Source organism: Phycisphaeraceae bacterium (genome assembly GCA_020639155.1).
GTDB lineage: Bacteria > Planctomycetota > Phycisphaerae > Phycisphaerales > UBA1924 > JACKHF01.
In genome coordinates this window covers 1,899,886-1,924,190 of record JACKHF010000001.1, presented here as the reverse complement: position 1 = coordinate 1,924,190, position 24,305 = coordinate 1,899,886, and the positions used below count along the sequence as shown (strand labels likewise).

The following is a 24,305-nucleotide window of genomic DNA, read 5'->3' as shown; positions in this document are numbered from 1 at the left end:
TGCAAACGAAACAATGTTCTATCCCTGCCTTTCGAATATAAACTTCTTTATCTGGCTGAGATAGTTCTCCGGTAGACAGAGCTTTGTTGCAAGCATGAACAATGCTGTAGCATATTCAGTATTGGTCCCAGCAAACTGATCATACGGCAAGTTATAACAGAAGGCATCTCTTTGTACACCCTTATTGAGATGCACAACAACGGACTCTCGGCGATAATCCGCAACACTTTCATCGGCATACAAAGCCTGAGCTTCTTTTTCATCGATAGCCATCATGATGCCGTACGTTCGACCGCCTTCCTCTCGAACAAGTGTCGCTCGTTCTCCGATATGCAAAGCATACCCATCCACGTAGCCGATCGCCGAGGAAGCTGGCTGGATGCCCTTTTCAGTAAGCACCGACTCGTCCATGAACAGCCCGTAGAAAAAGATCAGAGTGTATTTATCTTGCTGGATCATTTGCTATTCTGAGTGTAATCGATCCTGGCATACGGGCAACCCACACATTCAAAGAACACACTCACCACGCGAGCACAACCCATCAGTACGTATTTGGTGGAGGTGCCGGATCGTTGACTGCATTCCGGGGTGTTGTTATCATGGCGATCGCCTCAATGCCTCGTTCGCATACTGCATGCGGTTTGGACCGCGCAGTACACAGGCAGGAGCAAAGCTGTGCAGAAATCTCGCAGTAGACGCCGCTGGCTCGTCTTTCCTCCGATTCTCATCGGTGTTCTGATCGTTGTTGCATTGGTGATGCGAAAAGCACCACCGGAACGCACAGAACCACAGGAACAGTCTCATCTGCTCAGAGTCATTCGAGCGGAACCTATTGAGGTTGTGCCGCGTGTGACAGGATACGGGACATCGCAGCCCGCGCGTGTATGGCGAGCAGTATCCGAGGTATCTGGAAGAGTTGTTGCAATCCATCCCGATCTTCGATCTGGTACGCTCCTCCCGGAGGGAGCAGAACTTCTTCGAGTCGATCCAACCGAGTACGAGTTGTCTGTTGCTCAGTTGACCAGCGAGATTGAGCAGATCGACGCTGAACTTGGTGAGCTTGACACGAACGAGGAAAATCTGAACGCAACGCTTGCAATTGAGAAGGCATCACTCGCACTCGCTGAGACAGACCTTCAAGTCGTCCGTGATGCGCTCGAAAAGACCGCTGCGACACAGATGGAAATCGACGATCGTGAGCGCGAGGTACTCGGCCAGCGCCGCATCGTGCAGGAGATTCAGAACTCGATTGCGCTGGTTCCAGCGCAGCGTCGCACTGCACAGGCACGGCGCGCCTCTCGCGAGGCACAGCTAGCTGTCGCAAAGTATGATCTTTCGAAAACAGTAGTCCATGCACCGTTTGCGTGCCGTGTTGGCGATGTGAATCTACAGCTCAGACAGTTTGTTCAAAAGAACGAGAAACTATTCGACGCATCGGGCATAGACCAGACAGAAGTGGAAGCGCAGGTTCGGATGGGCGCGCTGCGGTCGCTTGTCGAGACTGGACAGTTCGAAGATATCCAGGTACCCAATATCGATCTGGCGCAACTGCAGGAAGCACTGAATATCACAGCTGAAGTGCGACTCAATATGGGTATGACAACAGCACGATGGGATGCAACATTCGACCGTGTTCGTGAAAACATCGATTCCCAGACACACACTGCTGGCGTGTTCGTTGTGGTCGATCGTCCATATGAGAAGTTCATTCCGGGTGAGCGCCCCCCACTCATCGAGGGTGCGTTCTGCGAAGTGGAGCTTCGCGGTCAGCCAACATCTCCAAAGATCGTTGTGCCTCGTTCGGCAGTAATTGATGCTCAAGTGAATGTTGTCAACGCCGATGGCCGACTCGAACAGCGACCTGTTTCGGTCGGGCTTGAACAGTCCTGGTACATCACAATCGAGAAGGGTCTTGCTGCTGGCGATCTGGTTGTTGTTTCTGACCCCGTCGGCGTGCCGATCGGATCGCTCATTGATGCGAAAATCGATGCCGAACTCGGTGCGCAACTCGTTCAAGACGCGAGCGGGGTCTCCCAATGACACGCTTCTTTGCCGGGCATCCAACAGCTGCCAATCTGCTGATGCTGATTATGCTCGCGATCGGGATCATGTCACTACCCAAACTGCAGCGCGAGACGTTTCCAAAGTTCACGCCGAGCGAGATTGAGGTGCGCGTTGTGTATCCCGGCGCCACCGCCCAAGAAGTCGATCAGACCGTGTGCCAGCGCGTGATCGACGCGCTCGATGGAGTCGAATCGATCGACGAAGTTCGGTCAGACGCGCGCGACGGCGTGGGCATAGTCACAGTCAAACTCATCGAAGGCGGCAACATCCAGACACTGCGCAACGATGTGGAGCAGGAGGTGTCGGCAATCAACGACTTCCCCGACACAGTTGAGGATCCAGTCATCATACAACTGGGGACCACGGATCGCGTTCTCGCGATCCTCGTCTCCGGCCCGCTCCCAGCCCCAGGACTTAAGGCGTTCTGCGAGGGATTGAAGGATCGTCTGCAAGCGCTCGATGAGGTCTCGCTGGTGCGGATCGAGGGATTCTCGGATCACCAGCTTAGGGTCGAGTTGTCACCGATCGAGCTGCGCAGGTATGGGTTGAGCGTCTGGGATGTTGCGGATCGGATTGATCGGCAGAGTGTCGACACGCCCGCAGGCGACATCGAGGCAGACGATCAGCAGTTTGTTGTCAGGCTTACCGAAGAACGCCGCACATCGCAACAACTTGAAGATCTTGTGATTGCTGCAAATCAGGGCGCGGGTGAGGTTCGCCTTGGTGATCTTGGCAGAGTGCTCGACACGTTCGAGAATGCCGAGGACCGGATCGAGATGAACGGTGTCCGTGCCGGTTTGCTCTGGATCGAGAAGACTGATGCAGAAGACACGATCCGTGTCGCACGCGCGGTGCGAAACTTTCTCGACGCCGAGCGCGCACGCTACCCGATGATGCACTTTGCTGTCACGCAGGACATCTCTGTCCTCGTTTCGGACAGACTTCGATTGCTGATTACCAATGGTTGGCAGGGCATGGTGCTCGTGTTCCTTGCAATGTGGCTGTTCTTCGCGTTTCGGCTCTCGCTGTGGGTTGCGTTGGGATTGCCCGTTTCGTTTCTTGGAGCGATGTACTTTCTTGCACCGCTCGACCTGACCATCAACATGATGACGATGGTCGGACTCCTGCTTGCACTCGGGCTGCTCATGGACGATGCCATCGTCGTCACAGAGAACATCGCGTCGCATCGGGCACAAGGAAAGAAGCCTGTGCAAGCCGCGATCGACGGCATTCAGGAAGTGCTCCCCGGTGTGATTGCCAGTTTTCTTACCACAGTCTGTGTGCTCGGACCACTCGCGTATATCTCAGGTGACATCGGCAAGGTGCTGCGCGTTGTACCCATCATCCTGATACTCGTACTGAGTGTCAGTCTTATCGAAGCGCTCCTCATCCTTCCTGCGCATCTTGCGCACAGCATGCACCGTTACGATCCCACAAAGCCCGGCCGGATGCGCAGACGCATCGATGCCGGAATTGACTGGGTTCGTGAACGATGGATCGGCAGGCCGCTCAGTGCGATGATCCGGTATCGATACCTTGTTGTCGGCATTGTCGTTGGTGCATTTCTTTTATCGGCAGGGCTTGTCGCTGGAGGAATCGTAAAGTTCCAGCCATTCCCGAATCTTGAGGGTGATGTGCTCGAAACGCGTATCCTGCTCCCGCAGGGAACGCCGCTGGCACGCACGGAAGAGATCGTGCAGCGTGTGCAATCTGCGCTCGATCGCGTCAATCATACGTTTGCAAACCAACCCAAAGAGCGTGATCTCATCAAGCAATCGTTCGTGCGATACAACGTCAATACTGAAGCATTTGAGAACGGACCGCACGTTGCAACCATCACAGTTGATCTGCTCAGCGCAGAAGAACGCTCGACGCGAATGGACGATGTCATCGCCGCATGGCGCGAAGAGATCGGTGCGGTTCCGGATGTGATCAGCATGACTATTCAGGAACCTGCGCTCGGACCAGCCGGGCGTGCGATTGAGCTTCGCTTTGTTGGTGATGATCTTCCCGAACTCAAGGCAGCCGCACAACAAACCAAAGCATGGTTCGATCGGTTTGTGGGTGTCTCAAACACATCGGACGATCTGCGTCCCGGTCGTCCGGAGTTCCGGTTACGCATCAGGCCGGGCACATTCGGATTGCAACTCGACGCAGCCACAATGGCTCGGCAACTGCGCGCAATGTATCAAGGACAGACTGCAGCGCAGGTACAGGTCAATGGCGAATCAATGGACGTCGACGTGGTGCTTGCCCCATCTGCGCGAGACAGCCTCGCCGACTTTGACGAGACAACACTGAGACTGCCAGACGGGAGTCAGGTACCATTAGACGCGGTCGCAAGCATTGAGCGAGCACGAGGCTGGGCTCGCATCGCACGGTTCGACAACCAACTCGCTGTCACACTCCGTGGAGACATTGATGAACGCCGAGCGAACACATCCGAGATCATGCGACTGCTGAAGAAGGAACTGCTCCCCGAACTCAGCACGGCTCATCCGGGCGTTCGTGTCGACTTTGAGGGCGAAGCCGCGGAAGGCGCTCAAACGCAGCGATCCATGATGCTGTCGATGGTCACGGGCATCTTCGGTATCTTTGTGATTCTGAGTTTCCAGTTCAGAAGTTATTCAGAGCCGCTGATTGTTATGGCTGCGATCCCGTTCTCGCTGATTGGTGTTGTCTGGGGTCATCTGCTCATGGGTGTGGACCTCAGCCTCCCGAGCATGCTCGGGTTTATCTCGCTTGCGGGTGTTGTTGTCAACGATTCGATCCTTCTTGTCATGTTCCTGAAGGACCGAAGATCCGTCGGTGGAAACGATATCGAGCAGGCAGCTTGCCAGGCATCGAAGGCTCGGTTCCGTGCTGTCATGCTGACATCGCTTACCACGATCGCGGGCCTGCTCCCTCTGATGTCAGAGCGCAGCCTGCAGGCTCAGGTGCTTATCCCGATCGCAATCAGCATTGTGTTCGGACTACTCGCATCGACGCTGCTCGTGCTGCTGGTGCTTCCATGTCTGTACGTTGTGCTCGAGGACCTTGGACTCACTGCCCACGCGCACTCAAAGACTGAGGACTGACCAATCTCTGCTCTGCCAAAGGCATGCTTGTCGTGAGATCGTGTGCTTCAAAGACCAGTTTGATGATGCCGCTCTAACCGATTGCGGGCTCTATTGTCAATAACGCTAACGCATGAACACTATAACGAAGTCCAGCCCGTTTGCTCATAGCAACTTCATGCGATTGGAGATGGTAAGATACGCGGGTCGCTTATGCACATATGCCACGCACATCCTTCGTCTGACCTGCGCGAAGGAGGCGTCGTCAGATATGTGTTCGATCTCTCAGAACAACTCGCTCAGCGGGGGCACGATGTTTCGGAACTGACACTCGACCCACCCAATGCCGACATTGTGCATCCTGAACAGAGCCAACTCGTGAGCCACATTACCTCTCTGTCCATCGGTTCCAATCATGCTTTGTGGCTCAACAAGCAGCAGATTGCTCGAGCGAAGGAGAAGCTGTCAAAGGCATCCGTGCTTCACATTCACGGCATGTGGTCTCCGCACATGGTCCATCTCGCAGAAATCGCAATAGGAATGGGTATTCCTTATGTTGTGACTGTCCACGGCATGCTTGATGAAGTGTGCTTGCGAAAAGGATGGCTGAAAAAACGTGTGTTCATGCGTCTGTGTGGAAACCGATTCCTGGCACGAGCGCAGAGAGTAATCACGTCATCATTGGGAGAACAAGCCCAGGTCCGTCGTTGGCTTCGAGAACCAAACAGTATTGTGCTGCCACCCGCGATGGACCTTGACGCATACATCGATCTTCCGAATCCGGACATTGCTGCAGATAGATTCGATCTGGATAGACGTCAATGTCCAGTCATTCTCTTTCTGAGCAGGCTGCATCCAAAGAAGGGGATAGAACACCTCATTGATGCTGCCCGCATACTCAGTGATCGTGGTACTCACTGCACAGTCGTTATTGCGGGCACGGGTGATCCGGCCTATGAAGCAGCGCTTCGCAAACGTGTGGCATCGTGCGATCTTCAGGACATGATCCACTTCGTCGGAATGGTTGATGGTGAGCTGAAGCGAAGCCTGTATGCGTGCGCAACTGTCTTCGCGCTTCCAACCAGCCAGGAGAACTTTGGACTTGTTCTCACGGAATCGTGCGCGTGTGGAACACCTGTGATTACGACTCGTGGTGTTGATATTTGGCAAGAACTCTCCGCGGCTGGTGCAGCAGTTATTGTCGAGCAATCAGGTCAGGGGTTTGCTGATGCAATCTGCTCAATGATTGCAGATCCGAAACAATCAGAACTAATGGGCCAGAAAGGAAGGGACTGGGTGCTCAACACATTCGCTATTCCTACGGTTCTTCCTCAGTATGAGCAGATGTATTCAGATATTATTGGCCCGAATACGCAGAAAGCTATAAAAAACGCTTGCGTCTGACATCGTTCTTTGGTATATTCGCTCGCCGACTTTCCACAGTCAAATCAGTATGATTCGGAGCTGACACTTTGCCAGACGTATCACCGTTCCATCTTGATCTTACCGAGAACGAGATTGAAGCTCTTCAACAAACGTTTGGCGATATTCTGCGCTCAGGCCAACTTATTCTGAACAAACATACCGAGCAGTTTGAACGCGAGTTTGCTGACATGGCAGGAGTGCAGCACGCAGTTGCTGTCAGCACTGGCACATCGGCGTTGCAGATGCTCCTGATGGCTCATTCTGCGGATGGCAAGCCTGTTGCTGTACCAACAAACACGAACTTCGCCTCTGTGGCCGCAATCCTGGCTGCGGGTGGACACCCGGTGCTCCTCGATATGGATCCGCGGACATTTGCACCATCTCTGCAAATGCTTGAAGAGTCATATCAGCGTGACAAGATTGCGGGTGTGGTGTGGGTGCATATCGGCGGGCTGATCTCGCCGGAGTTCGGAGCTGTCTCTGAGTTCTGCAGAACCAGAAAACTCTTTCTTATTGAAGATGCTGCACACGCGCACGGAAGTATGTTCAACGGCACATCTGCGGGTGCATTTGGTGATGGTGGTGCGTTCTCGTTCTTCCCGACGAAGGTCATGACGACGATGGAGGGCGGGATGGTTACGACACACAACTCGGATATTGCGGATCTGGCTCGATCATATCGGAATCAAGGCAAGGGAGCTGCAAAGTTTGGAAGCGACCATCTTCACCTCGGATCGAGTTGGCGACTTTCAGAACTTGCTGCAGCGATAGGCGTGGTGCAACTGCGCAAGCTGGATTCGATGATTGCGCGTCGTGCAAAGGCTGCGGATGCCATGGCTCGTACACTTGACGATATCCAAGTGCAATACTGCCCGTATCAACACATGGACCGAGCCAGCCAGTACAAGCTGATCGTGCGGTATTCTCACGGTGTGCCCTGTGACGAGATAAAAGCACGTTTGCGCTCGCATGGTGTCATTGCTGGTGGCGGCGTGTACGAACGCCCATGCCACGTTCAGCCCGCATTCGCAGATATCACAGTGCCAAAGGATGGATTTCCGGTTGCAGACGCACTGTGCCCAAAGCATGTGTGTCCACCACTCACATCAGGCATGACAGATGATGATATTGCGTGTGTGTGCGAAGCTCTGAAAGCTGTGCTGGGATGAAGTTCTGTTGCTTCAACCCCTTCCCCTGGCCAGACTTGGCACAACGGCCGGACCGTTGGCCGTTCCCAAACTCTGCCTATACATCCGATGCAGGGCAGAAGTTGTTCCGTCAGTGCATAGATCAGCTTGTGTATGCTGAAGCATGCGGGTTCGACTGGGTTGGCGTCGGTGAAGACCATATGACTGCGTATGGCCTGACACCAAATCCGATGCTGATCCTCTCGATTCTTGCAGAAAGAACGACGTGCGTAAAACTCGCGGTTCTTGGAGCACCGTTACCACTCCTGAATCCACTGAGAGTAGCAGAAGAGTGTGCGATGATTGATGTGATCAGTAATGGTCGTCTCGTTGCAGGGTTTATTCGAGGTGTGCCACAGAACTATGCGGCGTACAACATCGCGCCCGAAGAATCCAGGCAACGATTTGCAGAGGCGCACGAACTTATTCTCCGCGCATGGCAGGAAACAACACCATTCAGCTGGAACTCAACATATTACAACTTCCCACATGTGTCGATCTGGCCGCGGCCTGTGCAGCAGCCGCATCCACCGATTGTGTATTCAGCGAATAGCGAAACCTCTGCTGTCTTTGCTGCAAAGTCACGGGCAGCCATTGGCGCTATCCATCTTTACTCGCTGGATGCTATCGACAGAGTCAAGTCGGCGATTGATGCGTATAGGGGGCAAGCAGCCAGAGATGGATGGGAACCAGATCCAGAGCAGTTTATCGTTGGATTTCAGACTTGTGTTGCTGAAACCGACGAACTCGCATTTCGAAAACTGGAACCCGCCCTCAACTATCAGTATCAGATACTTTCTGGCACGTTTAATGCGGAGAAGAAGGCGCTTGCAAACAAACCCGAGGGATACGGCTACACGCCGGTCGAGGAATCTCCGCCCACGCTTGGGCAGCGCCTTGATAATCATATTGTGCTGTGCGGATCTCCAAGCACTGTGACACGTCAGATTGAGTACATAAAGGATACGCTTGGTGTGGGTGTTATCAGCACACATATGCAGGTGGGCAATATGGCTGATGCCGATGTGAGAGAGAGCATGCACCTGTTTGGATCGCATGTTGCCCCAGCTTTCAGGTCTGATTCGAAACTACATCAGGACTCAGTCACGACTTCATATAAACCGATTGCTCAATCTCTTGGATGGCATGTCCAACAGACCAGACATATACACAGGAGCAAGTGGTTTGACATCGTGCAGGATCAGCTCGTTCTGCCGTCGAACGAACAACGGGAGTACACATATATCGATCATCCCGGCTCTGTGTTTATGGTTCCCTGCACACCCGAGGGTCAGATTGTACTGATACGGTCATATCGCTACACAACAGACTCATACTCATGGGAGATTCCAGCGGGCGGTATTGGGGATCATCTCGAGCTTGCTCTTGAAGATGTTGCAAAGAAGGAACTCCTTGAGGAAATCGGGGCTGAGTGTACAGAACTGATCCCACTCGGAAGTCGATTTCTTGGAAACGGCATGGCAAAGCACAGGGCGTGGTGCTTTATAGCTCTCGGGGCTCGGCCGGCCCAGCCAACCACGGACGATGAAACAGAGCACGTGGTACAGATTGAAGTTGTTGATCGTGATCGTGCAAAGCAGATGGCAATCGATGGCATCGTTGATGATGGAGATTCTGCGCTCGCCCTGTTGCTCGCACTTGACTATATCGATCGCAACCAAAGCCTGTTCTCACAGGACAAGAAGTAGCAACATGGACTCATCTGATCACATCGAGACGTTTGATGTTGTGATCGTCGGAGGCGGCATTGCGGGGATAGCAATTGCAGAACGGCTTACCCGTGAAGCACATCGTCAGGGTCGAAAGATACGCCTGGCGCTCTTCGAGCGAGAGGCGCAACTTGGATCCGCATCGTCAGCTGGCGTCGAAGGATGGTTTCATACCGGCGCGCTATACGCCAGACCACAATATCTGCAGACATTTCTCACCTGCCTCAAATCATTCGAAGATCTCGTTAACTGGTACACAGATGATCCACTCTTTCCATCGAGATCATCGTGCAGAGTTGCATACTCAGATGGCAAAGGCATCTCGATTGTGCCATCAACTGTCTCTTTGCCACATGCCAATACCAATCAGCGGCACGCGTCTCGTCGGGGCTGGTTTGATTCGCCGATTCAGCTTTGCACAATACCCGAGTCGCAAGATGGTGATCTTTGCGGAGATTGGCACAACCAGATTGCATCGATGTATCGTACTGTCGATCACATCTATCGAACTGCGTCGTGGTATCGCAAAGAGCTTCATACGTGCCAGATGCCATCAGTCCGCAACCTGCTGGAGTCTGCTGGTCCTCCATCTCGTTGCAACCAGAACGTAGATCTATGCTCGAAACAACTCACTGGCTGCGATATGGTCATGCATTCAAAGCGAATCATGTATGATCTTGCGCAGTCTGCAAGTAGCTTTGGTGCACATGTGTATCTTCATGCAGATGTACAGCTAATCGAAACACGAGCAGAGGACCATCTGCTGCACATACGGAACGCGCGCTCTGGCGCTATTATGCGTGTACAGGCAACCCATGTGATTGTTGCTGCTGGAGACAGAACTATTGATTTGAACTCTCAGCAAGCGATGGTATCTGACAATGTTTCGATTCAGAGTCGGTCGAGTGTCATGCTCGTGCGCCAGCCCGCTGTTATGTCGGAGAACCGTGTTATAATAACACAATCGGAAGAAGACTGTGTCAATCACATCTATCACCCGGGAACCGGTGGCGGCATTTCCATTCTTGCTGATGCAAATGACCTGCCATGTGAACCATCCGAGCCAGAAACTCAAGCTGCAGGGCATCGTATCCATGCCAAGGCGACTTCGATGTTTGGTGATACCATCGGTTCATTTTCACAATGGTCAATGTACGTGTGTAAAAAAACTGAGGTCTGCAAACTTGATGGAATAAGCCGCGACTACAGCTATTGGTGGGGACCTCGGGTTGCCCACTGGCAGAATGAGCATTGGCAACGGCTTCGACAGCACGACCAAGCTGCTGCACAAGACGAAATATTCAATGCCCAACTCACCCGACAACCTCCCAAGACAAACTGCATTTCTACAGATGTCTGGGCAACAACAAAGAGTCTTCACTTTGCAGCGCTCCGATCGGCACGCCAGCGTACATCACAAGCAGAATATGATTTTATCGCAGTTCGCGACCAGGCTATCAGCGCGTTTGCTTCGCATGCCACAGCACCGATGCACTCAGCTATTTATGTGATCCCGGGAAAGTTTTCACTCTTTCCTACGCTCGCACACAATATGTATCTTGAGCTCGAGTTGCGAGGCTTCTTTGCTTCCCTTCCCACAGGTATCGCGCAAGCAACAAACATGGCTGACCACTGCATTGCGTCTCCAAGGAGTGTTCATATACTCAGGAACACAAGGAATACTGCGTGTTTCGGCCCAGACAGTTTAGCAACGGAGGCCAAATGAACTTCTTGTTCTTTGGAAGAAAACCAGTAGCATGCGACGCATTGCAGATGATCCTTGAGTGTGGACACACTGTTAAAGGAATCGTGACAACACCACCAGACCAACCCGATATTCACAAACGTCGTTTATGCGACGACGCCGTGTTGCACAACATACCACTCCTTGATGAGGAACAGATCTACGACCACATGAGTCGTGGCAAGAGTATTGCATCAATCAATCTGGAAGAGATCGATGTCGTGCTCTCGATGTTTCATCAGTCACGAATCAAATCTCCGATATTGGATCTTCCGAAGATAGGCGCAATCAATATCCATCCAGCCCCATTGCCCGAGTTTCAAGGATGGGGCGTGTATAACTTTGCTATTGTTGAGTCGTGTCCCTTCTGGGGTGTGACTGCTCACTATATGGATGAGGGCTTTGATACCGGTCCGATCATTGTGGATGAACGATTTGACGTTGATATGCAGTACGAAACAGCATTCTCGCTTGAGCGTCGTACTCAACCGGTCATTCTTCGCGTTGTACGCAAACTGCTTCATATGCTCGAAACCGGCAAGCCTGACGCAACTCCACAAAGAAATGGGAGGTATATTTCCAAGAAAGATTTTCTACGACTCCGCACGATAGAACCGACCGACACACCCGAAATGGTGGACCGGAAGATCCGCGCCTTCTGGTACCCTCCCCATCCTGGCGCACAACTGGCACATACTACAGATAGTTACACAATCGTCAATACGCGATTGTTGCACCAACTCTCAAATCTGATGCTCGCTGATTCCACAGAGTTGAATGACTTTGGATCTCTAAAATAACTTTAACTCGTTGAAAATGATTAGGTCATTGATGATCGCTGATATTGTCGTGCTGGTATACTTATATCAGCACAAATGGCCAAAGACTTCAAGCTGACATTATGTATATGCAATCGTGGATTTTGATGTCATGTTTGCAGTGCAACATGATTCTAATCGACGTACATAAACAGCTACCCGCAACACACAGCAAACGCGCCATGAACTGAACTGTTAGATACACCAAACTACACGAGTGAACGCAACTCAGCTACTACATTTGAGACTGATGCATACCCCAACTCCCGCTGAAAATAATCTTCAGCAAGATGCGTAAGAAATAGTGACCGTAATATATCGCCAGCAGTGGTGCTTTTCATTTTTGCGCAAGCTACCAAATCAATAATTATTCTTGGGTTCGAATTCCATGCATTCCACACAAATGGCGGAATATAGGACGATACGTAATCTTGTTGCTCCTCAAGGATTGCATCAACTAAACATTGTGCAGCGAAGTCTACCGTCTTTGTATCTACCACCATAAGACGTGCAACATTCGGCAATCCCATTGGATCCTTTTCACGCACCTCTCTTTCCACTTCTGAACGAACATTTGCGTCGCTCACGTCTCTTCGCAGAAGTGTACTTGTTATATCCGATCGCCATTCTTTACTACCCTTGCATTCGGCAAGCGTTTTAGACAACATTGCATTAACATCGCCACCTTTTACTCGTGCCAATGCCTCAAGCGCGATACCCCACCTATCCCCAGCTTCGTCCAATGCCCATTCAATCAAAATGTGGTCCCATTGGCCTTTGGACTCTGTGTCAAGACTATCCCGATAGTCGCACAGGGAGGCGGCAAGACCATATCCACCATCACGGTCGTTGGCATGCAACCGTTCCAAGGCGAGAAGTTGGTTCCTGACATCTGTAATAGCCATCATCGCATCCAAAAACCGTAAAATCACGCCAATGCACTCAAGCCGAGAACGAGTATGAATATCTGGAAACTCATTTTGTTCCGAAAGCTTTGTTGACGTATTGAACAACCTCCTGCAACTTGGCCTTGTCTATGACCTTCTCAAGCTTCGCGGACTCGGATGCCAGCGTCGACTTGATCGCTCCAAGAACTTCCATTCCTGAGCTACCAAGATGCATCGCGTCGTCAAGTTGTTGGACAACATCATCAAAGCCATGCTCTTGGCACTCCTGCATAGCTAATTCCACAAACTCGTATACTTCATTGATCGTCGTAATCATGCAGATCTCCTTACAGCATAGAGCCAGACGATAATGAAATCACTAGAACTGACAACACCTTCGATTCCACCGCCCAGATTGGGAGGAATGCCGGGTGCAGATCGAGTAATAATCGGAGTACCAACTCCGCCATACCATCGCTGAGTACGTGGAGCACTACAACGCGGAGCGCCCTCATCAGGGGTTAGGCAACGCGCGAATCGGCAAGCCCTCTCCGCCCGAGTATGAACCGTCCACAGAAGTTGGTTGCAGCGAACGATTGGGCGGTTTGCTGCGAACCTACCACCGAAAAACTGTGTGAACCAAGTATTTGGACCCTACACGCACAAATCATCGTCAGGAAGAAGTTCGAGTGAGAATACCAGATCATCAAAATCGTCATCTGGGTGACCATCATTGCAGCGATACAAACGAATACTTCCTGAAATCTCGACTATCATCGCAGCACCGTTATGGCAAGAATCTGCATTCCCGTTTCCACTATCCCAAATATTCTTGACATGCAGATCTGGTTTATCCTTTTTACTCACAACTGCAAACTCAAACATCTGTGGCGCGGTGTCTTGCCAAAAATAGCACATTTTCTTTAATCTTTGCCCTGCGACAAGTATCTCCCCATCAACCTTAACCGCAATTCCCTGCCTCCACTCCGAACTGGTTGACTTAAACACTACTTTGATGCGCTGTTTTTTAGCTATTCTTACCACATCTTTTTGATGCAATATATTATTTTTATACACAACCACATCATCTTTGCCTGCGTTGATGAATAGACCCTCAATATCAATCATCTAATTGCCTCCTAATCTTCTGAATGGATTCATCGCAGCATTGCCTGATTCGGTGCTGGCGAAACGCGAGATCAGATCATTCGACGAATCGGAAACACCAATGAGGCCTCGTCCAATGTAGTGAGTACATAGGTGCAACAAAACTCCATCTCGTTGCCAACATATATACCGGACTCGAAACTCCAGCATTAAAGTTCACTTCATAGCGGTTGCAGAATGCATAATCGAATGAGGTTGCGTTGATAACTCCAAGTGGTAAGCACGATTCCTGCACGTTTGCAAGGTGTCGTTCTCTGTCCCAGCCGAGCAACCACCCGTTGGGAGGGTGCTCGTAAAACTGTTCTTGAACTTCGTTGATTAGCTTTTCAATCGTCATATTCATAGCCGCATCCTTATGAGAGCGCAGTTGTCAGCCCATGGCGTACGCTGACAGGATGCATCGAAAGCGGGCGACGAGAGTCGAACTCGCGACATTCAGCTTGGGAAGCTGACGTTCTACCACTGAACTACGCCCGCAAACGTGGATTTCTACCACTTCTTTGCACGATCATCTACTACAATTACCTGCGAAGTCGTCTCGCAGCCACACCGAAGCCCCGGAGTATACACCATGCCGAAGCATGGTCCCAACCGGAAGAAGCGAATCCCGAAGCTGTCCTTCTCTGCCACGCAGGGAATCGGCTGGCACGTCTCCTTCCGCGACCCCTCGAACGGCTCACCTCGTCGGCACCGGTTCGGAATCGTCCAAAGAGAACACAAAGCCGCCGCTGAACTGAAGCACCACTAGTGGGTGGCAGAGTACCTCTGAGGCGTGCAATCAGACGAGAAAGACAAGGAAGTCAAGCACGAGAAACCGGCACGAACCAAGCAAAGGGCAGCGTAGCACCGAGTCGTCACTTTGACTTGATGAAGTGGAAGCGGCGGCCTGGAACCACCCCATGCCGCCACTCGACTACTTTGTCGAAAAGGTGGACTCGGGCCGTTCAAAACGGACTCGTCAACTACCTGTACGCCGTGCTACTTGGGGTACGGCATGCTCAACGACTGGAGAACCCCTGTGCATAATCTCAAGGGGCAAGCTTCCAGTAGTGACGTTCAGATTCTGAAGATTGTGGGCATGAAAAGCAGGAAACTCCATGATAGATACAAGCTCACATAAGCGTCTTTCACATCATAAGTCAATTCTGTCTCCTCGTAGTAAGCGTTTGAGCGCTCTGAGATGCGCCGGGCTTTCCGAGACTGCTTGCGCCATCCGCACGTCGTACGGATTCGACGCTTCACTTCTGTGATCTCCTTGGTGTTGTCCTATTGATATGGCGACTTACAGGTGCTGTCACTCTGTGTTGGAGGAGAGCTCGACCGCAGCGGCGCACTGATAGGGAACTTTGGACTCTACTGGCGCGAGACAGGAGATAGCTGAACGTTCGTCCCTCGAATCACTTCGAAGTGAGACCACCGAAAGGGAGTGCCCCTGCTTGGGAGTCGTTCATAAGAAGATTTACCGAAAATCGGAACCCTGATTGGGCTTTTCGTTAATACCTTTGGATGCGGTGAAAATCTGCTTCGATTGGGCAAATCGAGCTGAACCGGACAGTTGCGGACGAGGTATAGAACCTATAACCGTGAGGATGTTGGGAGGGGGAAAAAAAACCAAAAATCCGGGTCGTGGCTGAAACATCGCCACGGATTGAGTGTATGATTCGGTATACGTTAGGTATCAGCTGCATCCAATCGTCGAGCTGTATTGTGCGGCTCAGCAGCGGATATCGGATTGTCAAAGGGGGGATGGGTGAGCCGGTTTGGATTTCAATCATCATTGCCGTGATGACCGAGCCGAACTCACCCGATCCCTCAGAAAGCGAGAGTTTATATGCAGGGTTATAGTGGAAAATTGCGGTTTCTGTTCCATCAGGGACACATTTTCGAGCGGAGACGCGAGTTATTGGGCCTTGTGACTTGTACCGCTCTGGCTGGCATGGCGGGCAGCGCATGTGGACAATCAGTTCCGGCGTACGACTACGCATCGTTGCAGACAACGACTGACCCGAACTTTGGATACGTTGCCGGTGTCGCGCACTGGTACGACGGACGAGCTTTTACTGCAAGAGTCGTTGAGGATGCCTTCGGTACTCAACGCACCGAGATTCACTTCCCGCTCAGCGTGATCGATGCCTACTACACCATAAGTGGGCTGCCGACGTTGTCTGATGTCTGGGCAAACGACCTTTCTACCGAGTTCCCCCGCGTGGAAGCACATCTTGTTGGCTCGACCGACCCACTTCTACCAGCTTGTTACGTGTGCGGTGGGTTCCAAACTCCCATTGGCGACATCGACATGGAAGATGAAAGCGGGGATAGTGGATCTGCCCAATGCCCAACACCGGGAGTTATTCAGGCTTGGATGACAAAGGCACGCGACGGAGGTGCATGTGCTGGAACAACCAATCCTTGTAACCCTCGCGTCTTCTGCTCAAACTTGGGTGTTGAAGCAATGTCAGTATCTGCCGCAACAAGAAGTGCCTTTGCGACAAAGTGGTGTGCCGTGGGTGGCTGGTTCAAGGGAACGACTGAGTTCGGAACCTCTTCAAGCTCCGTGCAGCGCACTGCTGTCGGAACTCAGGATGGCTATGTGACCATCCTGAACGCATCGGACGCTGCTTACCCGGTGTATAACTTTTCTTCCTTCGGTGATTACGTGCTCACTCTAGGTGCCTCGGGAGCTTCGGTTGAAGTGACTGGGGTCGCTTTCGCGCCCGACACCTTACTTGGCGTTACTCAAGGCTTGCTAGTCATAACTGGTTCATTTACAGGAACTGTAGACTTCGACCCTACCACATTTGGCGTACAAAATGGTGTGAGTGTCGGTGGTCGCGACATGTTTGTCGCTGCGTACTTGGTGACCGATGCAATCGGCGGCGGTGCCCCCGAGCCGTTTGAACTCGTCTGGCTTGACACAACAGGCACCGAGAATGATGATTCGGGACAGAGCGTTGCGATCGACCCGACTGGCGACGTGTATGCGGTCGGCTGGATGGGTGATGGTCTGACTCTCGGTGGCGAACCATCCGGTGATGCATATGTTGCCTGGTACAACGAGGCTCCGACGATTGTGGGCTGGGGACCGCTCGCACCCACACACGAGTTCACGTTGGATGATTCGAATCAGACGGCGTGCGACTCGAAGGCGATGGATGTGACTCTGGACGGCATTGGTCGTGTCGTTGTGGCTGGAGCATTCGGGAATCCGGGTAACGCCGCACCGAATAGCGCGTCCATCGACCTTGACCCGAGCGCAGGTGGTACTGTCACGGTCAACACGAACGGTCGTCGCGACGCGTTTGTTGCGCGCTACGAACCGACCTTCGGAACTCCAAAGCTGCTGTCGTTCGACTGGGGATTCGGTGATGGCACTTCGGGTGAGGATGGCGCACTTGCCATCGATGCCGATGAGGACAACTCTGCGCGGTTGTCGTACGGCGGTCGAGTCAATGACAAGCCACAAGCGGAGTTTTACAAGCTCCAGATTACTGAGTCTGTGGACCTCGTCCACGCCTTTGTGTCAGACATCAAGGAGCACACGCTTGGTGACGCTATTGCGAACAACTTGATTGTTCCTGATAAAACCGACCCGAATCAACCGGTTGTTCTGGTTAGTGTGACAGAACCAGATTGGGACGGCTATGCGTTCGATCCGCTCAACATCACAGACCGCGGCGGTCCGGTGCAGATTGTCCCGCCGACTGTTGTCACTGAGAACACTGCAGCACTCATCCGTCGGAGAATCCTTGACAGGCAACCCTCACACACTGCCACTGTAAACCGATACTCACAGGGATTCGAGCAGGTTGTCAGCATGGCCGACAAGAACTTCCTGATTCCCGCATTTGAAACAGACCGAAAAGGACACGTGGTCCTTTTGACACAATCCGGGTGTGACACAAACTGTAACACTCATGGCGACACTGCCATGCAAACCGCACGCGACAACGCGCTTGCCGAGGACCTGTATACTCACGTCGACGGGTTCATGTTTGTAAATTCCCCTGCTGCTTCGCATCGTACATGGCTTTTGGCAAACATCATGGATTCTGAGGAGAAGATACCCGATGCATGGACATCGCTCTCGTCGGGTTCACAAGAGCGGTTTCTCGGACTTGTTGGAAGCCCGGGGAACTACACATTCTCTACCAATATTGTTCGTCGTTTGTGTCACTGGCCCGGTGACTACGACAACGATGGAACTGTGGAGGTGACGTTCTCGTACAACTGTTCAGGAGGGTATTCAGGATCGGCCAGCGGCGATGACGTGACAGCGTTTCTCAGCGCGAGCAGTCCTTATGGGTCGAGTGACTGGAACTACGACACGTCAATTAACTTAGATAGACCACTCGCTTTTACAGCGACGGCTGATTGGGGTATTGATTTCTGCAAGTTTGTTGTTGATGCACTCGGGGGATGTCCGTGATTCTTCGGTCTCTAAGCCGTAATAGTTCCCCCAGCCGCATCGGAAGATGTGGCTGGGGTTTGTGCGTACTGCTGATGCTGAACGCAACTGCGAACGCTCAGCAAGCTTCTCTCGTGTTTATGGACAACCTGCCGCCCAATCTCCTCTCCTACGAGGTCGGATTTTTGTCTATCACAGACAACGGGACCGTGATTGGAGTTACTGTTGAACAAGCAACTCCCATTGGGACTGGAATCACATGGTCACAACAGAAGGGATGGACGCTGCTGCCAAAGCCGGGTCCAGAATGGAATGTAGTTGCTCAGGGTGCATCACGAGACGGGAGATATATAGCTGGCATTATTTCATTACCACCAACATATACGCCCGCAATGCCTGTCGCATGGATTGATGGCGAAGGACCCTTTGTGCTCTTCGAACCCCCTGAACCATACGATCAAGCTTTTGCGCTCGATGTCTCAGACGCAGAATATGGGTACATAGTTGCTGGCCTGCTCCTCGACGATGGTCCGGGCGCTGATGTCCCGTTTCTGTTTGACGGGGAGAAGATCACCAATCTTGGCAATCCACAAGGTGCCAATATAAGTATTGCCGACATTAACTCTCCTAAAACAATCCTTGGAACTAGTGGCAACATTCTGAATGGAAGTGTTGAAGGTGTTCGTTGGCGAGAAGGTATTGGGTGGGAGTTTCTTGGAGACCTGCCCGGCTGTGATTCCTTTAGTCGGCTTTACGGTTCTTCTGCAAACGCTATGGTTGGAGTAGGACAAGCTACCCCTGGGCTTATCTGCTCTCAAGCATTTGCTCGCTGGACCCAATATCATGGATGGCAGGACTATTATGTTCCATCAGTTATTGCGCCCGGTCGAGCGTCGAATGTAAGCGGCGACGGATGGCGAGCCGTAGGTTCAACTGGGAACGCGGCTCCTCCTCCGTACCAAAATGGAGCGACCATTTGGGACCCTGTGAATGGTGCGCGATATCTCCAGAATGTGCTCTTTGAGGAGTATGGCATCTCGGCCGGGGAATGGCGGCTCTGGGATATCGAAGCGATCAGTTATGATGGAACGATGATGGCGGGCCAGGCAGTCAGATGGAATGGAATTCAACTGGTCTATCGCCAGTTCTTTGTAACACTTCCCGCGTTCTGCTATGCGGACTGCAACGGCGATGATGAGCTCAATGTCCTCGATTACTTCTGCTTTGCTGAGCAGTTCAGCCAGAGAACCGTGTACGCCAACTGCGACAACGACGGAAGAATGAATATCTTCGACTTTATCTGCTTCGGAAACAAGTTCGCTGAAGGATGTCCGTGAATCATTGTTCCTTCAAAGGCAGGACACGCTCCAGCCGCTTCGGAAGATGCGGCTGGGGTTTATGCGTGCTGCTGATGCTGAACGCAACTGTGTACGCCCAGCAAGCTTCTCTCGTGTTTATGGACAACCTGCCGCCCAATCTCCTCTCCTACGAGGTCGGATTTTTGTCTCTCACGGATGACGGAACCGTCATTGGAACTTCTGTTGAACAATCAGCTCCCATTGGGACCGGAATCACATGGTCACAACAGAAGGGCTGGACACTGCTGCCAAAGCCGGGACCGGAATGGAGTGTTTCGGCTCAAGGAACTTCACGAGACGGGAGATACATTGCAGGGCTTGCTGCTCCCCCCCCGAACTTCTCGCCCGCGATGCCGATAGTGTGGATCGATGGCGAGGGACCCTTTGTGCTCTTCGAACCGCCTGAACCATACGAGCAAGCATTTGCGCAAGACGTCTCAGACGCAGAATATGGTTATATTGTTGAGGGGCTGCTCATCGACGATGGTCCGGGCGCTGATGTCCCGTTCCTGTTTGACGGGGAGAAGCTCACCAATCTTGGCAGCCCACAAGGCGCAGTTACGAGCATCGCTGACATCAATACTCCAGAGACACTCCTTGGCACGAGCGGAAACATTCTGACAGGAAGTCTTGAAGGTGTTCGTTGGCGAGAAGGTATTGGGTGGGAGTTTCTTGGAGATCTCCCGGGATGTGGTTCTTTTAGCAGGATTCTTGGTTCCTCGGCTGACGCTCGCGTTGGTGTTGGCCAGACGACACCGGGACTTATCTGCACCGTCGCATTTTCGCGATGGACCGAATATCACGGATGGCAGTGGTACCACATCCCAGGAAACATTGTTGGAGGAAGAGCAGAGCAGGTGAGTGGAGATGGCTGGCGTGTCGTCGGTGAAACTGGGAACGCTGGGCCACCTCCTCTCCTCAACGGAGCAACTATCTGGGACCCGGTAAATGGTGCGCGATATCTCCAGGATGTGCTCTTTGAGGAGTATGGCATCTCGGCCGGGGAATGGCAGCTCTGGACCATCGACACCATCAGCTTCGATGGCACGATGATGGCGGGTATTGCTGCTCGCTGGACTGGAACGCAGCTTGAGTATCGACCCTTCTTTGCAACACTTCCCGCGTTCTGCTATGCGGATTGCAACGGCGATGATGAGCTCAATGTCCTCGATTACTTCTGCTTTGCTGAGCAGTTCAGCCAGAGAACCGTGTACGCCAACTGCGACAACGACGGAAGAATGAATATCTTCGACTTTATCTGCTTCGGAAACAAGTTCGCGGAAGGATGTCCGTAAGCAAAGAGACACCACGATGGCTGCCGAATCAACGAGTGACTTTGGCACCACAACCGTGCAGGGACTGATAAGCCGCATGCTCTCCCGCGCATCACACTGCTGGAGTGACTACAACCGCGATGGCGACGTGGATCCCACCGATTTGAATACATTCATTTCGGACTCAGTTCTAACTACACCGCCTTTATATGCGGACTGGAACTACGATGGAACTTGGGATGGAAACAATGTTCCTGCGAATACTGCATTTTATGGTGTAGACTATTCGAAGTTTACAACCGAACATAACTAAGGTTGTCTATAGGTTGAAATCTCAATGTTCTTTTTAACTTCCTGTCCCGCGTGCACCAAACTCACGCCCACCCAAAACTGTTCGCGCGCCGAGCACAGCCGCAAACCAACGGCCATCCAAGTTGTGCAGTATCATCTCCACATGAGCCAGAACAACGGCACCGCTGCAAGCAGTGCGACAGCAAACAACACAAACGCCTGCCGTTCTGACCGTCTGAGCATGCGGCGATCAATGTAGTACCGGCCGTTGGTGGCTTGCACGAGCAAGCGCTTCCGTACCGCGCGACGGAGAGCTTTCATTGGAACATTCAGGCTTTCCGGTTTGCGGCTGGTCTCGGGGGAGAATGCCCCGGCGCTCTCGAACGCATGTACGGCATTCGGACGTGAGAGATAGGCCATGAAGACCATTGCTGGGTACGCAAACAATCCGATTTTCATTGGCATCGCAGAACTCCGTGGAATGTGAGCATCACCCTCTGCAAAGATCGTGCCGAGTCGGAATCCCCCATGCCGATCGAATAACTGAGTGTGCCACTGCCAGTGTGGCAGAGTCAGCCTCGACCAAACGCTTTGTGTCGCAACAATGTGCCATGGCGATTACACATGAACAAATGCCAGCTGTGGTGCTGCTCTCGGGAGGGCTTGACAGCGCAACAGTGCTGGCGATCGCTCGTGCGCAGGGACATGAATGTCACGCATTGAGCTTCGACTACGGTCAGCGCCACAGATTCGAGCTTGAAAGCGCTGTGAGAGTTGCCCATCAACTCGGTGCAGTCTCTCACAAAACCGTCGCGATCGATCTGCGCGCCTTCGGCGGATCCGCACTCACGGATGCGATTGATGTGCCGAAGCACCGAGACGACACAGCGATGGCGCACGACATCCCTGTGACATATGTGCCTGCGCGCAATCTTGTCTTTCTCTCGCTCGCATGCGGGTTTGCTGAGGTGCTCAATGCTAACACCATCTTCATTGGTGTGAACGCGGTCGATTATTCCGGCTATCCAGACTGCAGACCTGCGTTTATCGAGTCATTTGCACGCACAGCAAATCTTGCGACCAAAGCAGGCATCGAGGGGCACACGCTCTCGATCCAAACGCCGCTCATCGATATGACAAAGGCGGACATCATCCGGCGTGGACACGAACTCGGCGTTGATTTCGGGCTGACGCACTCGTGTTATGACCCGGACGCACAGGGTCGCGCGTGCGGGAGTTGTGATTCGTGCATCATCAGACGCAAAGGCTTTACAGACGCTGGCGTGCCGGACCCGACGCGATACGCGGATTCAGTCTGACAGATCTGCTGCGATGGCTGACAGCATCTCGCGTGCAATATCAGACAACTCATCAAGCGTGACCTGCTTCGATGCGCGAAACTGAACGCAGGACTTGCCCGATCGCAAGTTGCCCAATCTCTTCTCAAATCGATTGAGCACTTTCTGGTCCATTACATAGAGCATTGGGCACTTTGAGGTTGTACCAATGCCAGCCACCCATCGCTGACTCCCAAAGGTGTACACGGGGAAGTTGTTCGGCGACATCTCCTCTGTTGTCATGGGGAGTGCCTTTCGGATCATCGCTCGGATATTGTTAAGCGTCTTCTGCTGCGACTCAGGGGCATTGTTGATAAAGTCCGTTACTGCTTTGGATCGTGCCTGTGCCATGCGCATCTCCTCGAGTATGCCACTATTATCCCCATTCATCGCAGGCATAATGCTCATCGCATACATGGAGTTCCCATATGTCAGACACACAAAGGCCCGGCACCATCGGATGGCACGATCTCACCGTCGAGAACGCAGACCAGATTCGTGATTTCTACGCAGCGGTTGCACAGTGGAAACCCGAACCTGTTGACATGGGCGGGTACAGCGACTTCAGCATGGTTGCCTCAGACGGTTCCCCCACTGCTGGTGTGTGCTTCAAGCGCGGCACGAACGCTGACATCCCCTCGCAGTGGCTCATGTACATCATTGTTGAGGATATTGACGCGAGCATAGCAGCCTGCACAAAGCTCGGCGGTTCTGTACTCGTGGGACCGAAGTCGATGGGCAGTGCGCGGTATTGTGTTATCCGCGATCCCGCTGGCGCAGTATGCGGACTCTATCAGGCGTAACATCCTGCCCGACCAATGCTTTGGAGAACACCATGAACACCAGTCCAGTTTCAGCAAGGCTGTCTATCACATCCACCTGCGTGCTGTGCATCCTCGGCGCGATGTGTGTTGTCCCGCTCGCCGGGTGCGCATCGCAACGGATCGCGATCGCTGAAGCGCTCGGCACCCCCAAGCGCGAGCAGCTCGTCTCGCATGTCGAAAAAGCTCGCAACGCGCAAGAAGATGCCAAGGAGCAGTTCGCTGACGCACTCGAGGAGTTCAAAGCACTGACCGGGTACTCCGGCGGCGATCTCGAAGCTGTCTACAACAAGCTCAAGAAGGAGTACGAGCGATCGCAGGATCGCGCAGAAGCGGTCACCGATCGCATCAACATGGTTGAGCTTGTCTCATCCAAGCTCTTCAAGGAATGGGAGACCGAACTCGACGAGTACTCCAACCAGGATCTTCGTCGGTCCAGCGAGCAGCAACTCTATGACACCAAAGCGAAGTACACGCAGATGGTCTCGAAGATGAAGCAGGCCGAGTCAAAGATGCAGCCCGTGCTGACGACGCTGGGCGATCAGGTGCTGTTCCTGAAACACAATCTCAACGCGCGATCCATCGCGTCACTCCAGAGCACGGTTGTCTCACTCGAAACCGAGGTCGAGACACTCATCCGCGATATGGAAGCGTCGATCGCGGAGGCCAACACGTTCATCAATGAGATGTCCGACAGCGAATAAACATCCGCTCTCGTCGCACAGATCGGGGATATCGCAA

21 protein-coding genes and 1 tRNA gene are annotated in these 24,305 nt (G+C 52.6%); 15 read left to right on the top strand and 7 right to left on the bottom strand.

Features of this window, described 5'->3' with window-relative positions; genetic code table 11:
- Positions 1-18 precede the first annotated feature (18 nt).
- Positions 19-459 (bottom strand): gamma-glutamylcyclotransferase, encoded by a 441-nt coding sequence (locus H6815_08105; GenBank protein MCB9860403.1) that lies wholly within the window; start codon positions 457-459, stop codon positions 19-21.
- A 216-nt stretch (positions 460-675) separates the two neighbouring features.
- Between H6815_08105 and H6815_08100 the strand changes: the two genes are divergently transcribed.
- The 7 genes from H6815_08100 to H6815_08070 all read left to right on the top strand — a co-directional run bounded on the left by H6815_08100 (position 676) and on the right by H6815_08070 (position 12,006).
- On the top strand, positions 676-2,040 hold the full coding sequence (locus H6815_08100; GenBank protein MCB9860402.1) for an efflux RND transporter periplasmic adaptor subunit: 1,365 nt from the start codon (positions 676-678) through the stop codon (positions 2,038-2,040).
- Positions 2,037-5,141, top strand: a complete 3,105-nt coding sequence (locus H6815_08095) for an efflux RND transporter permease subunit (GenBank protein ID MCB9860401.1) — start codon at positions 2,037-2,039, stop codon at positions 5,139-5,141. The genes H6815_08100 and H6815_08095 overlap by 4 nt, the downstream gene beginning before the upstream one ends.
- Positions 5,142-5,393: 252 nt before the next feature.
- Positions 5,394-6,524, top strand: a complete 1,131-nt coding sequence (locus H6815_08090; protein MCB9860400.1) for a glycosyltransferase — start codon at positions 5,394-5,396, stop codon at positions 6,522-6,524.
- 68 nt (positions 6,525-6,592) lie between these two features.
- Positions 6,593-7,714: a DegT/DnrJ/EryC1/StrS aminotransferase family protein gene (locus H6815_08085; GenBank protein ID MCB9860399.1), complete on the top strand. Its 1,122-nt coding sequence runs from the start codon at positions 6,593-6,595 to the stop codon at positions 7,712-7,714.
- A gap of 35 nt (positions 7,715-7,749) precedes the next feature.
- Positions 7,750-9,441, top strand: coding sequence for an LLM class flavin-dependent oxidoreductase (locus H6815_08080; protein MCB9860398.1), 1,692 nt, complete (start codon positions 7,750-7,752; stop codon positions 9,439-9,441).
- Between the two features lie 4 nt (positions 9,442-9,445).
- Complete coding sequence (locus H6815_08075; protein ID MCB9860397.1) at positions 9,446-11,188, top strand: FAD-dependent oxidoreductase; 1,743 nt, start codon at positions 9,446-9,448, stop codon at positions 11,186-11,188.
- A complete protein-coding gene (locus H6815_08070; protein ID MCB9860396.1) occupies positions 11,185-12,006 on the top strand; it encodes a hypothetical protein in 822 nt (273 codons plus the stop codon). Before H6815_08075 ends, H6815_08070 begins: the two co-directional genes overlap by 4 nt.
- 227 nt (positions 12,007-12,233) lie before the next feature.
- Here H6815_08070 and H6815_08065 read toward each other — a convergent pair whose 3' ends face one another.
- Together H6815_08065 and H6815_08060 are read right to left on the bottom strand one after the other, a co-directional pair.
- Complete coding sequence (locus H6815_08065; protein ID MCB9860395.1) at positions 12,234-12,932, bottom strand: hypothetical protein; 699 nt, start codon at positions 12,930-12,932, stop codon at positions 12,234-12,236.
- Positions 12,933-12,999: 67 nt separating this feature from the next.
- On the bottom strand, positions 13,000-13,248 hold the full coding sequence (locus tag H6815_08060; protein MCB9860394.1) for a hypothetical protein: 249 nt from the start codon (positions 13,246-13,248) through the stop codon (positions 13,000-13,002).
- A 148-nt stretch (positions 13,249-13,396) separates the two neighbouring features.
- Here H6815_08060 and H6815_08055 point away from each other — a divergent pair, with 148 nt between their 5' ends.
- A complete protein-coding gene (locus H6815_08055; protein MCB9860393.1) occupies positions 13,397-13,549 on the top strand; it encodes a hypothetical protein in 153 nt (50 codons plus the stop codon).
- A gap of 16 nt (positions 13,550-13,565) precedes the next feature.
- On the opposite strand, the gene H6815_08050 is transcribed toward H6815_08055, so the two are convergent.
- Both H6815_08050 and H6815_08045 read right to left on the bottom strand, forming a co-directional pair.
- Entirely contained in the window at positions 13,566-14,039 is a 474-nt protein-coding gene (locus H6815_08050; protein ID MCB9860392.1) for a hypothetical protein, read from the bottom strand.
- Positions 14,040-14,483: 444 nt separating this feature from the next.
- Positions 14,484-14,555 (bottom strand) — tRNA-Gly (locus H6815_08045).
- Between the two features lie 1,426 nt (positions 14,556-15,981).
- On the opposite strand from H6815_08045, the gene H6815_08040 reads away from it, so the two are divergent.
- From H6815_08040 to H6815_08025, 4 genes are all read left to right on the top strand, one after another.
- Positions 15,982-18,504 carry a hypothetical protein gene (locus tag H6815_08040; GenBank protein ID MCB9860391.1) on the top strand — a complete coding sequence of 841 codons (2,523 nt, stop codon included), beginning with the start codon at positions 15,982-15,984 and terminating at the stop codon, positions 18,502-18,504.
- A gap of 74 nt (positions 18,505-18,578) precedes the next feature.
- The gene (locus H6815_08035) at positions 18,579-19,820 is read left to right on the top strand and encodes a hypothetical protein (protein ID MCB9860390.1); all 1,242 of its coding nucleotides are present in this window, start codon (positions 18,579-18,581) and stop codon (positions 19,818-19,820) included.
- A 65-nt stretch (positions 19,821-19,885) separates the two neighbouring features.
- A complete protein-coding gene (locus tag H6815_08030; GenBank protein MCB9860389.1) occupies positions 19,886-21,136 on the top strand; it encodes a hypothetical protein in 1,251 nt (416 codons plus the stop codon).
- A 16-nt stretch (positions 21,137-21,152) separates the two neighbouring features.
- Positions 21,153-21,428, top strand: a complete 276-nt coding sequence (locus H6815_08025; protein MCB9860388.1) for a hypothetical protein — start codon at positions 21,153-21,155, stop codon at positions 21,426-21,428.
- A gap of 131 nt (positions 21,429-21,559) precedes the next feature.
- Here the strand turns inward: H6815_08025 and H6815_08020 are convergent, their stop codons facing one another.
- Positions 21,560-21,871 (bottom strand): hypothetical protein, encoded by a 312-nt coding sequence (locus tag H6815_08020; protein ID MCB9860387.1) that lies wholly within the window; start codon positions 21,869-21,871, stop codon positions 21,560-21,562.
- Between the two features lie 167 nt (positions 21,872-22,038).
- Between H6815_08020 and queC the strand changes: the two genes are divergently transcribed.
- Positions 22,039-22,725: a 7-cyano-7-deazaguanine synthase QueC gene (gene queC, locus H6815_08015; protein MCB9860386.1), complete on the top strand. Its 687-nt coding sequence runs from the start codon at positions 22,039-22,041 to the stop codon at positions 22,723-22,725.
- Here queC and H6815_08010 read toward each other — a convergent pair.
- Positions 22,717-23,094, bottom strand: a complete 378-nt coding sequence (locus H6815_08010; protein ID MCB9860385.1) for a DUF1801 domain-containing protein — start codon at positions 23,092-23,094, stop codon at positions 22,717-22,719. The two genes, queC and H6815_08010, sit on opposite strands and share 9 nt — an antisense overlap.
- Before the next feature lie 77 nt (positions 23,095-23,171).
- Between H6815_08010 and H6815_08005 the strand changes: the two genes are divergently transcribed.
- Entirely contained in the window at positions 23,172-23,546 is a 375-nt protein-coding gene (locus tag H6815_08005) for a VOC family protein (GenBank protein ID MCB9860384.1), read from the top strand.
- Positions 23,547-23,647: 101 nt separating this feature from the next.
- Complete coding sequence (locus H6815_08000) at positions 23,648-24,268, top strand: DUF2959 domain-containing protein (GenBank protein ID MCB9860383.1); 621 nt, start codon at positions 23,648-23,650, stop codon at positions 24,266-24,268.
- Positions 24,269-24,305 lie beyond the last annotated feature (37 nt).